We start from the raw sequence: 14,499 nt of genomic DNA, 5'->3' as shown, positions 1-14,499 counted from the left end.
GGCGGAATGCTACCACCCCATTCGTCTATCGATCAATGGGCCGGAGAACAGGTATGTTTGGAGAGTCATCGACAGAACCTGGTCATTTCCTTCACCGATATTGACCATCCTCTCTTGGTTTGCCTTGATCACGTTCAGATTTAGCCGGTCCCGTACTGTTGGACGAGTGTGAAACGAGCGGGCTCAAGAGGCCTTCGCCCGCCGCGAGGGGCTCGGCGATATCCTCGTGGCTTGGACCGAATGAGCCGGTTCGTTTTCGGGAGTTGTCGCTGTCGGCGTCGGCGGGCTCTGTTCTGGAGGTGCATTACCGGATGAATGGGTTCTCAAGGGCGGCAAGAACGACGAAACGACCCGTAGGAAGGCCGGAACGAGAGGTAGGAACGGCTGAACGACGGGTAGGAACGACTGAACGACGGGTAGGAACGGCAGAACGACTGGTAGGAACGGCCGGAACAACGGGTAGGAAGGGCTGAACGACCGGTAGAAACGGCTGAACGAGGGAGAGGGTTAATAAGGGGGGCTGATGCGAATGCAATTATTTCGGGGTGCTCCGCCTTGATCGGCACCTTACACGTATTTCCGGCCCGAAGCCGGAGGGTTCACAGCTTGTCGAAAGCGCTACAGGCTACCATCCTTCCGAGATGGCGGAACGACAGGCGCTTGATTTATTTCTCCGAGAAGAACCAGAAGGGGCCAGCCCCGGCATTTTAGTGATCCACTTTCCGGATACGCCCGACACCGTCAACGGCAAGCGGGCGTGTCACGATTCAAATTAAGATGGACTACCTTTCCGGCTTGGCGTCATCGGATGTTTTTGGGGATTGTCGGTTTATGTTGTCGGGATGTAAGTTATTTTCCATACACCACGAATTGGGTGAGGGCGAAGCCCATGTCGGGAGTGCCGCGTTTGATGCCGCGGACTCTGACGAAGCGCGCTTCGATCGTTTCATCAAGATCGATTGCCACCACTCCATCATATCCCTGGCGGGGCGAAACAATCGTCTTCCAGGGACCTTCCGAAGAGTTCGCTACGGAGACATCGAAACGGTCGGGGTAGGCGAACTTCCAATGGAGCTGGAGTCCGTCGATCTGCCGCCGGGACCCCAGGTCGACCTGGATCCATTCACCGTCGGCGTGCCGGGAGTGCCAGAGGGTGCTTTCCCGTCCGTCCACCGCGAAGCGCGGCGCCCGGTTTTCGTCCTGTTGGGAGGAGGCTTCGGTGGAGGCGCCCAGCGCGATGTTGGACCGTCCGGCGATCCAGTTCCGCATGGCGGCGTTCTTGCCCTTCAGCATTTCAATTTCCGCGTCCCGGTCGCCGATGTCGGCCACCACGCCGCGGTGCATCAAACTGATGTTGAAATTGTCCGGGAAATAGCGGACCAGCTCGATGAGGAATTCGGTGTTCTCCATATCCTCCTTCATAATCGGGAGAATCCGCTCGCGAACCCGATCGCTGTCGAGCGGTTCGCCTTTGAGTTCCCGCATGGCGATGAGTCCGCGGAGGTGGTTGTGTTGCGCGCGGAGCAGACCTTCGAAGAGGCCGCTCCAATGGGCCATGTCTTCGACCTTTCTTCGGACGTCGCCGGACATGGAGCGTTCGCGGATGGTGTCGAGATGATGGCGGGCGTGTTCGAGACGGTCGAGGACCGCCTGGTAATTCGCCAGCGTGAACGGATGGGCTCCCCATTCGATCATGAGGTGGAAACGCTCTTCGTCGGCCATGGTTTCCGGGGTGAGGGGAACGGGGAACTCGCCGTTGAACACCGCTTCCGTGTAGGTGCCGATCCGCTGGAACCAATCGTAAATGTGCAGGCCCGATTGATCGGGAGGAGGCCGTTGATCCGACCCGGGCGGGAGATATTCGGGAACGTCGGTCACGATCGCTTCGTCGAGCAAACGCCAGAATTCGAGGATGTCCGGGGCAAGCTCTTTTCCAAAGTCGCGTATCGCCACGCGGCGCAGGAGCGGGTCGCCTTCATGGAAGTCAAACGGTCTTCGGTTCTCCGGCTCGAACTGTTCCGGTTCCCAGATCATGTCGCGGATCATCGAGAGGTTGGCGCTGTAAGCCCAACCCTCGGCGCTTCCCCACCAGAGGGAGAAATGGCGGGCGCCGAGGTCGGCGAGCTTGCGCAGTTTGTATCCGGCGACATGAGGAAGTGGATACGCGATCACCGGGTTCATGCTCTCGCAAGCGCCTCCGGCGGAGACCAGGGACATGTAGTTGTCGCCGAACACGGTTTGGCCGTCGTCGCCGGTGAGGACGGCGACCTCGTTGAAGTTGTCGCGTTTGAAGATCCAGTTGTCGTTGTCGCCGGCCTCGTTGTAGAGAACGCCGAATCCGGCGGCGGCGACTTCCCGCATGAATTCGACCTCGCGCTCGCCGTCGCCCCAGAACGAATGCCAGGGCCAGAAGGCGATCACGATATCGCGTTCGCCGACGACCTCCCGCATGATTTCAAGGATTTCACGAATGGTCTCGGCTTCGGTGTGTTCGTAGGGGCTCCCATCATCCGGCCGGACGCTCCCTTCCTTGGGAATGAAATTGTAGTCACCAAAAATTCCATACAAAATGCGGACATCCGGGTTGGTTTCCAGCAGGCGCTCGAAGCTTGTCCGGTAGGCTTCTCTTCCCCGTGGGTGGAACGGGGAGACGACTCCGCGTTGATTGGAAGGGGCGTAGTGGTAAACCGCCGGGCGGTTTTCGGGTTGGCCCATCCAGTCCGGGCCGGCGGGCGGGAAGCGGAGTTCCACCTTGAGGCCGAGGCCGTATTTTTGGCGGGCGTCGAAGGAGAGGGGCGGGCCATGTTTTTCGCCCCAAACCACGTTGATAAAATTCCGGGCGTAGAACGCGGCCTGGTCCTCTTCACTCCAATCGCGCGGCGGGCTTTGATTGATCTTGTGGCCGCCGACCCGAAGCCGGAAGACGGGGGCTTTGGCTTCGTCGATTTCATCGGCGCCGGTGATGGTGTGATCCATCAGGCGGAAGGCGCCGTTCATTGCTCCTTTGGCATGGGATCCGGCAATCCAGAGGACCGGTTTTCCTTCCGTTTCGCGGAAGGTGAGGTGATAGCTTTCGTCCTCCTCGGGCATCAGATTAAACGGATCGGCGTGGTGTTCGGCTTCGATCCCCCGGTGGGTGGAGGGGGTGCCGATGTGGATCGCGGGAGCGGTTCCGTCCCAATTATCGTGGGAGACCGGACGTTGGAAACCGCCCTCCCATTGCGTGCCCCAGTGGCGGTACAGGTAGGCGGCGGCGCTGGCTTCGAGCGGGTCGCTCCCATGGACCAGCGCCCATTCCCCGGCGGGGGTCAGGCCGAGTGCCTCCACCACGGCCGGATCTGGGACGCGTTGGCCGTCGACCGTTTTGACCAGGGCGAAATTTTCGGCGTAATCCCACATGGTCCAACCGATGCCATGGCGTTCGAAGGCTTTGCGGACGTCCCGCAGGTAACGGGCGCGGGCGTCGGCGGGGGCGAATTTGTGGTAGACGCCGAACTCGTTGTTGATGACCGGCACGCCGTGGCGCTTGCCCCAGGCGGCGGCTTTGGCGATGTCGCGGTCGATCCGCTCCGCGTTCCAGCGTTGTTCTCCGTAATGTTCAAGGACGTCGCGGACCTCTTTGTTCTCGATCGATGCGAGCAAAGGCGCGATCGATTGCGGGTCGGACGGGTAGGGGACATCGCTCACTTCCGCCCAGATGTGCCAAGCCCAGGTGGCTCCCTGGTGGGTGAAAATGCCTGGGTCGTAGTAATGCAGCGCGTAAACGACATTGGTGTCCTGGACCGGTTCGAGAACCAGCAGGTCCTGCAAGCCCGACCAACGGTGGCAGGTGGCGATGATGGTGTGATCCGGCGCGCCCCGGCGGACCGCGTTGACCAGTTCCTCCTGGACGTGGTGCCAGCGGTCGAGGTCTTCCACCTCGGGTTCGTTCAGCGGTTCAAGGAATAGCCAATCCGGATCGTAAGTCGAAAGATGACGGGCGAATGCGGTCCAGAATTCGGCGACCGCCGCGAGATAGGCGTCGTCGTCCCGCAATCCGTCTTTGAACCTCGGATGGGGATGAAGGTCGACCATGACCGCCAGATCGTGGGCCAGGATCATCCGGATCGCGTCATCGAGGTAGGCGAGGTATTCCGGCGGGAGAGCGGACGGGTTTTCACGATTGAACATCGGTTCCGGTTCGACCGATAGGCGGATGTGGTCGAACCCGAGGGATGCGATCAGCTCGATGTCCGTTTCGGTGATGTAGGAGTAGAAGCGCTCGGGGGTGTAGCCGACCGGATCGTAGACCTGGGCGAACCAATGGCTCGCGTTGATGCCCCGCCGCATTCGGTCGAGACGTTCGCGGGGAACGGTGGAGTTCGCGGCGACCCGGTCCTCCCCGGTCGTGGCGGTTGGATCCTGATCGGCCCGGGCGTGGATCGACCAGCCGAAGGAGAGGGCGCAGATCAGTGTGATGAGGGTAAGGCGATGCATGGTCGGATAGTTCATAACGTGCTGAATTAGCCGAATCTTATCCGGCGAATTCGGCAACGCCAAAGGGTTTAGAAACCTCCGCAAGGGATTTAGTCAGCTCCGCATTGGGTTCTGGGGCTACGGTCATCCGGCGAAAGCCGGAATGCTACGGCGAAAGCCGGAATGCTACGGCGAAAGCAGGGATGCTACGGGCCGGGAGTTCCGAGGGAAGCGGTAGCGTCGGGCTTTCGCCCGATGACTGGAGCCGACGTCTCCTCCTCCCGGGGTTCATCCGGCGAAAGCCGGGACGCTACGGGCCAGGAATTCCGAGGGAAGTGGTAGCGTCGGGCCTTCGCCCGATGACTGGAGTCGGCGTCTCCTCCTCCCGGGGTTCATCCGGCGAAAGCCGGGATGCTACGGCCGGCGTGCCGAGGGAAGCGGTAGCGTCGGGCCTTCGCCCGATGACTGGAGTCGGCGTCTCCTCCTCCCGGGGTTCATCCGGCGAAAGCCGGGATGCTACGGGCCGGGAATTCCGAGGGAAGTGGTAGCGTCGGGCTTTCGCCCGATGACTGGAGCCGACGTCTCCTCCTCCCGGGGTTCATCCGGCGAAAGCCGGGACGCTACGGGCCAGGAATTCCGAGGGAAGTGGTAGCGTCGGGCTTTCGCCCGATGACTGGAGCCGACGTCTGCTCTCCGGGGTTCATCCGGCGAAAGCCGGGATGCTACGGGCCGGGAATTCCGAGGGAAGCGGTAGCGTCGGGCCTTCGCCCGATGACTGGAGCCGACGCCTCCTCCTCCCAGGGTTCATCCGGCGAAAGCCGGGATGCTACGGGCCGGGAATTCCGAGGGAAGCGGTAGCGTCGGCCTTCGCCCGATGACTGGAGCCGACGTCTGCTCTCCAGGGTTCATCCGGCGAAAGCCGGGATGCTACAGGCCGGGAATTGCGAGGGAAGTGGTAGCGTCGGGCCTTCGCCCGATGACTGGAGCCGACGTCTCTTCCTCCCGGGGTTCATCCGGCGAAAGCCGGGATGCTACAGGCCGGGAATTCCGAGGGAAGTGGTAGCGTCGGGCCTTCGCCCGATGACTGGAGCCGACGTCTGCTCTCCGGGGTTCATCCGGCGAAAGCCGGGATGCTACGGGCCGGGAGTTCCGAGGGAAGCGGTAGCGTCGGCCTTCGCCCGATGACTGGAGCCGACGTCTGCTCTCCAGGGTTCATCCGGCGAGAGCCGGGATGCTACGGGCCGGGAGTGCCGAGGGAAGCGGTAGCGTCGGGCCTTCGCCCGATGACCGGAGTCGGCGTCTGCTCCCCGGGGTTCATCCGGCGAGAGCCGGGATACTACGTCTAAGGCCCGGGGATGGATTGGGGCGTTTCTCCGGTGCGCAAAAAAGTTCGCCCGGTCGGCATGCGGGGGGAAGATCGTGACATTTCGCTTCGGAACGGCATGGATCAAATAATGGAAACCCGCACCCTCAATCGATTTACCCGTTTTTTTCTGCTTGTATCCTGTGTTTTACTACAGGGCATTTTACCGGCCGTTGCCGGCTTTCTGGCCACCGAGGGGAACCGGATCGTGGAGGTTGAGACCGGGGAACCGGCGAGACTCTATGGAATCAACTGGTTTGGCTTCGAGACCCAGAATTTCGCTCCCCATGGACTTTGGCAACGCAGCATGAACAGCTTCCTGGATCAGATGGCGGACCTCGGTTACAACTTTCTGCGGGTGCCGTATTGCAACGAGATGTTCGATCCCGGAGTGATGCCAACTGGGATCAATTATTGGGAAAACCCGGACCTGGAGGGACTCAAACCCATCGAAATCCTCGATTTGTTGATCGAGCGGGCGGGAGCCCGGGGGATGCGAATCATGCTCGATCGCCACCGCCCGAGCGCCTGCGGACAGTCCCGGCTTTGGTACACCGACGCGGTCAGCGAACAGCGGTGGATCGACGACTGGAAGATGCTGGCGCTCCGCTACCAGGGTAACTCCACCGTCGTCGCCGCCGATTTGCACAATGAACCGCACGGTGAGGCGACCTGGGGAACCGGAGAGCTCGCGACCGACTGGCGGCTCGCCGCCGAGCGTTGCGGCAACGCGATCCTGGAGGTGAATCCCGACTGGCTGATCGTCGTTGGAGGGATCGAACATCATGGAGGGCACAGCTACTGGTGGGGCGGAAACCTCCGCGGGGTCCGGGACCATCCGGTTCGGCTGGATCACCCAAATCGGCTCGTGTATTCACCTCATGATTACGGGCATGGGGTTTGGCCGAATCAGCCGTGGTTCGCCGATCCCGCGTTTCCGGTCAACCTGCCGTCGGTCTGGGATGCGACCTGGGGATACATTCATCACGAAGGAATCGCTCCCATTTTGGTTGGGGAGTTCGGTGGGCGTGAGGTCGGACTGGATACGCCCGAAGGCCAGTGGCAAAACGCTCTGGTCGATTACCTGGTCGAGCACGAAATGTATTGGACGTATTGGTGCTGGAACCCGAACAGTGGAGATACCGGCGGCGTTTTGAAGGACGATTGGACCACCATTCATCTGGACAAACAAGCGATGCTTGACCGCTTGATCAACCTGGAGCCGTCGACCCCGGAGGAACCCGTTATCATCACGCCGCCGTCGCAAGCCGGCCGGGTTGATTTTGTCCGCAACGGTGGCTTCGAATCCTCCCAGCCGGGCGGATCCGTATTCGAATTCTGGACGAATTCCGGCGCGATGGAACCGGCGGTGGTTCCGATCGCGGGGGATCGTTCGGCCCAGTTGGTTTATCAATTCGCGGGAAATCTCGCTCAGGCGATGATCGATCCGGATAATGAATTGTCCGACTGGGTCGTTTCGCTCGATCTGGCGCTTAGCGATCCCGGTCCCAGCCCAACCAGGTCTTTTCAGTTGAATCTGCCTCACAGCGGAGGGAATATCAATTTGCGGATCATTCAAGGCACGGTCGTCGGAAAGGGAACGATTCAGTTTTTCAGCGGCGTCCCTTCCGCCGGTGGAAGTTGGGTGACGGGATTGGCGGACGCGGTGGCGTTCTCGCCGGATCCGGAGAGTCTCGTGGTGAACCGGCTTGTTCTGTGGGGCGATTACTCGGAGCCGTCGGCGGGGTTTCATTTGCAGACGAACGAAGGCAACCCGGTGACCGGTATCACCGCTTGGCAGAACTCGCCCCCGGCGGTAGGGGGCGGAATTCGGGAGATCCGCTTCGAGACCGGCAACTTCGCCGCGGGGGCGTGGGCGGTGGTCGACAATGTCGCCTTGAGCGCACCGGGACACGCCCCGACGACGTTCGACGGATGGCGGTCGGTGAACTTCGATGCCGATGAACTGGCGGATGAAGGCCGCAGCGGCCCGACCGGACAACCAGCGGGGGATGGAATCGGAAACCTGTTGAAATATGCCTTCGGTTTGCCGGCAAAGAGCGACGCTCGGGGTCAATTGCCGGCGGTGAGCCAGTCGGAAAGCGGATGGCACATGAAGTATCTGAGGTCGAAAACCGCCGGCGATGTGGAAATATCCGTTGAAGTCTCTTCTGACCTGGTCACTTGGGAAACGGGGCCGGGCGTCGCGGAGTTCGTCTCCTCCGAAGACGAAGGTGAGTTCGAGTGGGTGACGGTCAAAATTTTGCCTCCGTGGGTGGACTCTCCCTCGCTCTTTATGAGGGTCGCCGTCCGGTTCAAGTGAGGCCACGGCATCGTTCGGTTTTCGATCCGTCGGAAGGCGGAAGCGGCTGGCTCAGGAACGTTCGCAGCAGGAGGGGCGTTGGTTATTCCATGGCATGCGGGCCAGCAGCATTCCCATTCCGCACCAGTCGGTGAGGCCGGCGAAGACGAGGCCGGCACCGACGAATCCGGCCAGGAGCACGAAAGCCGGATGGAGAGCGACGGCGCCAATCACTCCGGCGAGGACAAGCGACCCCGCGGCGATTCGCACCTGGCGTTCGAGGGAAATGCCCTTTCGGCCGCGGACCAAGGGAAGTTCGGCGGATTCCCAGGCATCGACGCCACCGTCCAGGACGACAACCTGGCGCATGCCGCGGGCGGACGCTTTGGCGGCAGCTTGGCGGGCGCGGCCGCCGCTGGCGCAAATGAAACAAACGGGGCGATCTCCGGCGGCCTCCCGCAGGCGGTCGATGTCGAGTTCGTGCACCGGATGGAGGACCGCGTCCGGGAGATGCTTCGCTTCGAATTCCATCGGAGTCCGGACGTCCACCCGGAGAACCTTCGGATCGTGGTGGAGCTCGTGGGGGGAAACTTCGCTTGATTGGACTTGATTTTTCATTCTCGATCTACTATATCGCGTTACAGGAATATGCAAGGAAAAACCAATCAACCGATGTCCGAGGCGCAGATCGAGGAAGCGGCGCTGATGTTTCGAACACTTTCGGAACCGGCGCGGTTGCGGATCGTGAAGGCTCTGATGGGCGGGGAGATGACGGTGGGGGAACTGGTGGAAGCGACCGGCATGAAGCAGGGGAACGTTTCCAAGCATCTGGGGGTGCTTTACTCGGCCAGGCTACTCAACCGAACACGGACCGGAAATTTCATTCGTTATGCGATCGCCGATCCCTGTTTGTCCGAACTTTGTTCGTTGGTTTGCGGAAAATTGGAGCGGGATGCGAAGCAACGGTTGCGGGATCTGTCCGGAAGTTGAGCTTGTCGTGGATTGGAGATGAAACGGATTTTAATCACGGGCATGTCGGGGGTCGGGAAGTCCTCGGTGGGCGAATCCCTTCGGAAGGCGGGATATTCGTGCGTGGAAATGGACGAGCCCGGCTGGTCGTATCGGGACGGGGCGGGCAATCAGCGCTGGGAGGTCGGGCGATTGAGGGAGTTCCTGGCGCGAGATCGGAGCGAGGTTCTTTTTGTCGTCGGTTGCGCGGAAGATCAGGCGCGATTTCGAAACGCCTTCGACGCGACAATTCTTTTGAGCGTGCCGAAGGAGATTATGTTGAACCGGATACGCACCCGGGCAGGGAACTCTTTCGGAAAAGAGGAAGGCGAGTTGGAGCGCATTTTGAAGGATTTCGAGGAAATCGAGCCATTGCTCCGTTCTCGGACTGATTATGAGATCGTCACGACGATTCCCCTCGCCGAGGTGGTGCGGCGCATCCTGGCGATCGCTTCGGCTCGGCCGCGGGATCGACCACCGGTTTGAATGGCTGGTTCGATGTGGATTAGGCCTTCGTCGCGCTAGTCTAGGGTTGAATCGGGTCAGGGGATCACGGGTCGAGGCGTTCGAGGCTGACGTTGAGGGGGGAGCCGTGGCCGAGATGAAACGTCAGGAGAGTGTTTTCACCGTCGGGCCGCAGTTGGACGCCGGAGGTGGCGCGGCGAAGTCGCCAGGTGCCTTCGAGGGTGAGGGTGCGATTATCGACGAGGCCGGGGGCGTCGGCGGTATCGAGGGCGGGGTCGGAGAGGCTGAGATCGAGGGTGTCAGGGGTGGGTTGCCGGAGGATAATCAGGCACGGACCGTCGACATGGATCAGAGGGGCGTCGATTTCGACTGGTTGCGGGCCCGAGAATTCGGCGGTCCAGGTTTGGGTCGAAGGGTCGTGGACGATGGTTCCGGTGTCGGTGGCGTGAACGCCGTGAGCGGGGACCGTCGGCAAGCCGGCCAGATGGAGACCGCGTTCCGGTCCGCTGTGGGGGGAGGCTGGCAGGAAAGCGGCGGAAAATAGAAACAAAGGGAAGGTCAGGCGAGGCGCGCGCATGGTAAAGTCTATTCGTTTCGTGGGGTGTTGGAAAGCGGGAGGGATCGGTTTTTCGCGGGGATGGAGGGGATTCCGGGCAAATTTCGGCGAAAGCGGAAACTTTTGGTTGATTTTGGGCCGAGCGCCTCTACTGTTTTCTCCTTTTTCTCAGGAAGAGAAGCTCTTTTGCGCTCTCTAAGCGGGATTCTTTACACTAGAAACGTTATGAAACAAATCAAGCTACCCGTGCATGCACGGACCGAGACCGGGCGGGGTCCCGCGAAGCGCCTTCGGGCCTCCGGCCAAGTGCCGGCCGTTCTTTACGGCAAGCACATCGAGCCGGTTTCCATCACGATCGATAAGTCGGAGTTCAACCGCCTCTTGAAGGAAGCGTCTGGCGCAGCGGCGCTGGTCGAGCTTTCGCAGGAGGGGAAGGAGCCGACCCTCTCGGTGGTCCAGCAGGTGCAGAGAAATCCGATCACCGACCAGATCGTCCACGTCGATTTCCATGAGGTTTCGACCAAGGAAGAGATGGAAACCCACGTAAACATCCATCTGATCGGCGAATCGAACGGGGTGAAAAACCAGAACGGCGTGCTCGATTTCGTAACCCACCAGATCGACGTCCGTTGTTTGCCGAAGGATTTGCCGAGCTTCATCGAGGTCGACATCACCGCGCTGAGCGTCGGCGAGGCGATCCACGTCAAGGAGTTGCCGAAGTACGACGGAGTTACTTACCGGGCCGATCCGGACCATGTGATCGTGACCTGCACCGAGCAGCGCGTCGACAGCGCCACTGCCGCCACCCCGGCGGCGGCGGGAGAATCGGCGACCGCGGCGGCCGCTGAAAAGAAGGCGGAATAAAACGGTTTTTATGAAATCCCGTCGTCTCCAAAACGAGGCGGCGGGATTTGTTCTTTGAATGGAAGGGCGGTCTCGCGGACCGCGGTGGAATGGACTCTCCTTTGGTGATCGCCGGCTTGGGAAACCCCGGCCAGAAATACGAGGGGACCCGGCACAACGTCGGGTTCATGCTGGTCGACGCCCTGGCGCGGGAACATGGTTGTTCCTGGGGGACCAAACGGGATTTCGAGGCGGAAGTCGCCGCCTTCGACCGGCGGGGCCGGCGGATCCTGTTGGTGAAGCCGCAAACCTACGTCAATCTGAGCGGCCGCTCGGTGGGGGCGGTCTGCCGGTATTTCCGGGTGGATCCGGCGGAGTCGCTGGTGGTGGTCTATGACGAGATCAACATCGACTTGGGCCGGGCGAAGATCTCTTTGAAAGGGAGCGCCGGAGGCCACAACGGATTGGTCAGCTTGATCGAGCATCTGGGAACGGAATTTATCCGATTCCGGGCGGGGATCGGGCCGCGCCATCCTCCGGAAATCGATTTGAAAGATTTCGTGTTGGGAAAGTTTTCGGAAGAGCAGATGGCTCTTCTCAAAAGCAAGGAGGGGGATTTCACGGAAGCGCTTCACCTGTTGATTGACAGCGGACCGAACCCTGCCATGAATCGTGTAAACCAGAAAAACAAAAAGCAAAATGAGCCAAACGAGCCAAAAGAGTCATCTTTACCGTGCGACCTTCGTTCTCGACATGAGGGACAAGAAGGAATCGGTGGAGGAAGTGATCGAGCAGTTGAAAAAGGAAGTGGAAGCGGAGAGCGCTGAAATCGTCGATGTCGACCAGCTCGGCAGCAAGGATTTCGCCCGCACTCCCGACCGCAACTTCAAATCCGGGATCTACGTCGAAATCGATTTTCGTTCGCCCGCCTACCGTCCGAACGCCCTCCACGAGCGTCTTCGCCTGAACAAGGCGGTCGACCGGGTGATCGTCCGCAACCTGAGCTGAGAGCGCCCGCTCCCGTCGACTTTCCCGAACCATGGCGAATTTAAACAAAGTGATTTTGATCGGAAACCTTACCCGCGAGCCTGAGTTGCGGGTTACCCCGGGCGGTCTGTCCATCTGCAAATTCGGCTTGGCTGTGAATCGCAATTTCACGGACAAGGACGGGAACAAGCGGGAAGAAACCACTTTCGTCGACATCGATTCCTTTGGTCGGCAGGCGGAAGTCATTTCGAAATACATGTCGAAAGGACGTCCGATCCTGGTCGAAGGGCGGTTGAAGCTCGATCAATGGGAAACGAACACGGGGGAAAAACGGAGCAAGCTCGGGGTGGTCCTGGAGCAGTTCCAGTTCCTCGGCGGCCGTGGGGACGGCGAAGGTGAAGGCGGCGGCCGGGATTCCGGTGGTTCGAATTACGAACAGAATTCGCCTCCTCCCCGCAAGGAAAGCAGCCGTCCGGCGGCGGCGACCCAGGACGACATCGACGAGGATGTGCCGTTCTGATCCGCGGTGGCGCGGCTAGAAACAGACAAACAATCGATTTTAATACACAGAGAATATGGCAACGACAGAAGTTTTGTTGGTGAAGCCGGTCGAGAATCTCGGCGGCGAAGGCGATCAGGTGAAGGTGAAGAGCGGCTACGCCCGCAACTACCTCCTTCCTCAGAAACTGGCCATGCCGGTGAATCAATCCAACCGGAAGCAGATCGACGCTCTCCGCAAGGCGCGCGAGCAGCGGGAGAAGAAGGACTTGGAAGCGGCCCACGAATTGGCGGGCAAGATCACCAAGGCCCACGTCGCGATCGCGGTGAAGACCGGTGAAGGCGGACGGATGTTCGGGGCGGTGACCGCTATCGACCTGCAAAACCGTTTGAAGGAGGAAGGGATCGAGCTCGATCGGAAGCAGATCGGGATCTATAATCCGATCAAGACCCTCGGGCAGCACACCACCCGGATCAAGCTTCACCCGGAAGTGGCGATCGATTTCGAATTCGACATCGTCTCCGAGAACGCGATCGTCGAAGGCGACGACAAAGCCGAAGGCTGATTTCCGCCATGCCGCCCTCCAACGGATCGCCCATGCGGCGTCGAAAGAAGGCGGATGGATACAGTTTGGACGGTGGCGGCCTGCAACGGGCCGGCGCCGTCCTTTCGCGTACTTCTCCGCACAGCTTGGACGCGGAAGAAGGCCTCTTGGCCTGCTGCATCCTCGATCCCGACGTCATCGACCGCTGTCAGGCCGCCCGCTTGACGCCGGACGCCTTCTACCAACCGAGCCATCGGATCGTCTACGACGGGTTGTGCACGGTTTTCGGGAAGCATACAGCGGTCGACGAAATCATGTTGGCCGAGGAGCTCAAGAGCCGCGGCGAACTCGATGAGATCGGCGGATTGCCGTTCATCAACCAGCTGACCAATCGGGTCGAGACCACCGCCCACGCCAATTTCTTCCTGGAAATCGTCCGGGAAAAGTATTTGTTGCGTCGCCTGATCCGCGCTTCTTCGAGCACGATTGAAAAGTGCTACGGTTACGAAGGGGAGCTCGACCAATTTCTGGAGGAGGTCGAACAGGAGATTTTCCAGATCAGCGAGCAGCGGGCCGCCGACACCGCGAAGCCGATCCGGGAATCGGTGAAGGAGGCTTACACCCTGGTCCAGAACATGCTGGAGCGGAAAGGGGAGTCGGCCGGGATATCCACCGGTTTCATCGATTTGGACAAAATGACCTATGGCTTCCATCCGGCGGAAATGGTCATTCTCGCCGCTCGTCCCTCGATGGGGAAGACCGCCTTGGCGTTGAATTTCGCCGAGTCGGCCTGTATGCCGCGGGGAAAAGCAAAACCGGCTCCGGTGCTGGTTTTCAGTTTGGAAATGAGCGCGGCCTCGCTGGCGATGCGTATGCTTTGCGGGCGGGCCCGGGTCAGTACGGTCCGCTTGCGCGATGGCATCAGCACCGCCGAGGAGCGGCAACGGTTGTTGCAGGCGGCGGACGAGTTGAGCAAGGCGCCGCTTTGGATCGACGATTCCGGCAGTTTGAATCTGTTGGAAGTGCGGGCGAAGTCCCGGCGACTCCACACCAAACACACCTTGGGAATGATCGTGGTCGACTACCTTCAGTTGTTGTCCGGGGTCGATTCGTCGGTATCACGCGAACAGCAGATCGCGGAAATTTCCCGGGGGTTGAAGGGAATGGCCAAGGAGCTCAATCTCCCGGTCCTGGTCCTCAGCCAGCTCAACCGCGAATCCGAAAAGGAAAAACGGGCTCCACGGCTCTCCGACTTGCGTGAATCGGGCTCGATCGAGCAGGACGCCGACGTGGTTTTCATGTTGGCCCGACCGAAGGATGCCCCGGAGGAATTCTCCACCGCCGCCGACAAGGCGGATTTAATTATTGCAAAACAGCGAAACGGGGCCGTAGGAACTGTGCCCTTAACCTTTGTCCGAGAGATCACGCGCTTCGAAAATTATACCGGCCAGCAGGAAGTGTAGCCGCCGGAGCCGCC

Annotated in this window: 13 protein-coding genes; 10 read left to right on the top strand and 3 right to left on the bottom strand. The window is 60.5% G+C overall.

Annotation, left to right across the window (positions count from 1 at the left end; all coding sequences use genetic code 11):
* Positions 1-849: 849 nt before the first annotated feature.
* Positions 850-4,491, bottom strand: coding sequence for a cellulase family glycosylhydrolase (locus ACWUI2_RS00720; protein WP_486980946.1), 3,642 nt, complete (start codon positions 4,489-4,491; stop codon positions 850-852).
* A 992-nt stretch (positions 4,492-5,483) separates the two neighbouring features.
* Here ACWUI2_RS00720 and ACWUI2_RS00715 point away from each other — a divergent pair.
* Positions 5,484-5,801, top strand: a complete 318-nt coding sequence (locus tag ACWUI2_RS00715; RefSeq protein ID WP_486980945.1) for a hypothetical protein — start codon at positions 5,484-5,486, stop codon at positions 5,799-5,801.
* 108 nt (positions 5,802-5,909) lie between these two features.
* Positions 5,910-8,141 (top strand): glycoside hydrolase family 5 protein, encoded by a 2,232-nt coding sequence (locus ACWUI2_RS00710; RefSeq protein ID WP_486980944.1) that lies wholly within the window; start codon positions 5,910-5,912, stop codon positions 8,139-8,141.
* 51 nt (positions 8,142-8,192) lie between these two features.
* On the opposite strand, the gene ACWUI2_RS00705 is transcribed toward ACWUI2_RS00710, so the two are convergent.
* Complete coding sequence (locus ACWUI2_RS00705) at positions 8,193-8,738, bottom strand: rhodanese-like domain-containing protein (protein WP_486980943.1); 546 nt, start codon at positions 8,736-8,738, stop codon at positions 8,193-8,195.
* A gap of 30 nt (positions 8,739-8,768) precedes the next feature.
* Between ACWUI2_RS00705 and ACWUI2_RS00700 the strand changes: the two genes are divergently transcribed.
* Together ACWUI2_RS00700 and ACWUI2_RS00695 are read left to right on the top strand one after the other, a co-directional pair.
* Positions 8,769-9,110, top strand: a complete 342-nt coding sequence (locus ACWUI2_RS00700; RefSeq protein ID WP_486980942.1) for an ArsR/SmtB family transcription factor — start codon at positions 8,769-8,771, stop codon at positions 9,108-9,110.
* Positions 9,111-9,128: 18 nt separating this feature from the next.
* Complete coding sequence (locus tag ACWUI2_RS00695; protein WP_486980941.1) at positions 9,129-9,614, top strand: AAA family ATPase; 486 nt, start codon at positions 9,129-9,131, stop codon at positions 9,612-9,614.
* A 64-nt stretch (positions 9,615-9,678) separates the two neighbouring features.
* On the opposite strand, the gene ACWUI2_RS00690 is transcribed toward ACWUI2_RS00695, so the two are convergent.
* The gene (locus ACWUI2_RS00690; RefSeq protein WP_486980940.1) at positions 9,679-10,170 is read right to left on the bottom strand and encodes a hypothetical protein; all 492 of its coding nucleotides are present in this window, start codon (positions 10,168-10,170) and stop codon (positions 9,679-9,681) included.
* A gap of 204 nt (positions 10,171-10,374) precedes the next feature.
* Between ACWUI2_RS00690 and ACWUI2_RS00685 the strand changes: the two genes are divergently transcribed.
* The 6 genes from ACWUI2_RS00685 (at position 10,375) to dnaB (ending at position 14,485) form a co-directional block, all read left to right on the top strand.
* Entirely contained in the window at positions 10,375-11,013 is a 639-nt protein-coding gene (locus ACWUI2_RS00685) for a 50S ribosomal protein L25 (RefSeq protein ID WP_486980939.1), read from the top strand.
* 89 nt (positions 11,014-11,102) lie between these two features.
* A complete protein-coding gene (gene pth, locus ACWUI2_RS00680; RefSeq protein WP_486980938.1) occupies positions 11,103-11,819 on the top strand; it encodes an aminoacyl-tRNA hydrolase in 717 nt (238 codons plus the stop codon).
* Positions 11,746-12,000, top strand: a complete 255-nt coding sequence (locus ACWUI2_RS00675) for a 30S ribosomal protein S6 (RefSeq protein WP_486980937.1) — start codon at positions 11,746-11,748, stop codon at positions 11,998-12,000. The genes pth and ACWUI2_RS00675 overlap by 74 nt, the downstream gene beginning before the upstream one ends.
* 31 nt (positions 12,001-12,031) lie before the next feature.
* Positions 12,032-12,499 (top strand): single-stranded DNA-binding protein, encoded by a 468-nt coding sequence (locus ACWUI2_RS00670; protein WP_486980936.1) that lies wholly within the window; start codon positions 12,032-12,034, stop codon positions 12,497-12,499.
* Positions 12,500-12,554: 55 nt separating this feature from the next.
* Positions 12,555-13,043, top strand: coding sequence for a 50S ribosomal protein L9 (gene rplI / locus ACWUI2_RS00665; protein ID WP_486980935.1), 489 nt, complete (start codon positions 12,555-12,557; stop codon positions 13,041-13,043).
* 32 nt (positions 13,044-13,075) lie between these two features.
* Positions 13,076-14,485, top strand: coding sequence for a replicative DNA helicase (gene dnaB, locus ACWUI2_RS00660; protein ID WP_486980934.1), 1,410 nt, complete (start codon positions 13,076-13,078; stop codon positions 14,483-14,485).
* Positions 14,486-14,499 lie beyond the last annotated feature (14 nt).

The organism is Verruconatronum alginivorum (assembly GCF_056590205.1).
This window is presented reverse-complemented; position numbering and strand designations above follow the sequence as displayed.

Coding starts and splice junctions, on each gene's coding strand:
- ACWUI2_RS00705 (WP_486980943.1), bottom strand. CDS start 8,738: ATGAAAAATCAAGTCCAATCAAGCGAAGTTTCCCCCCACGAGCTCCAC.
- ACWUI2_RS00685 (WP_486980939.1), top strand. CDS start 10,375: ATGAAACAAATCAAGCTACCCGTGCATGCACGGACCGAGACCGGGCGG.
- ACWUI2_RS00675 (WP_486980937.1), top strand. CDS start 11,746: ATGAGGGACAAGAAGGAATCGGTGGAGGAAGTGATCGAGCAGTTGAAA.
- rplI (WP_486980935.1), top strand. CDS start 12,555: ATGGCAACGACAGAAGTTTTGTTGGTGAAGCCGGTCGAGAATCTCGGC.
- ACWUI2_RS00720 (WP_486980946.1), bottom strand. CDS start 4,491: ATGAACTATCCGACCATGCATCGCCTTACCCTCATCACACTGATCTGC.
- ACWUI2_RS00670 (WP_486980936.1), top strand. CDS start 12,032: ATGGCGAATTTAAACAAAGTGATTTTGATCGGAAACCTTACCCGCGAG.
- ACWUI2_RS00700 (WP_486980942.1), top strand. CDS start 8,769: ATGCAAGGAAAAACCAATCAACCGATGTCCGAGGCGCAGATCGAGGAA.
- ACWUI2_RS00710 (WP_486980944.1), top strand. CDS start 5,910: ATGGAAACCCGCACCCTCAATCGATTTACCCGTTTTTTTCTGCTTGTA.
- ACWUI2_RS00690 (WP_486980940.1), bottom strand. CDS start 10,170: ATGCGCGCGCCTCGCCTGACCTTCCCTTTGTTTCTATTTTCCGCCGCT.
- pth (WP_486980938.1), top strand. CDS start 11,103: ATGGACTCTCCTTTGGTGATCGCCGGCTTGGGAAACCCCGGCCAGAAA.
- dnaB (WP_486980934.1), top strand. CDS start 13,076: ATGCGGCGTCGAAAGAAGGCGGATGGATACAGTTTGGACGGTGGCGGC.
- ACWUI2_RS00715 (WP_486980945.1), top strand. CDS start 5,484: ATGCTACAGGCCGGGAATTCCGAGGGAAGTGGTAGCGTCGGGCCTTCG.
- ACWUI2_RS00695 (WP_486980941.1), top strand. CDS start 9,129: ATGAAACGGATTTTAATCACGGGCATGTCGGGGGTCGGGAAGTCCTCG.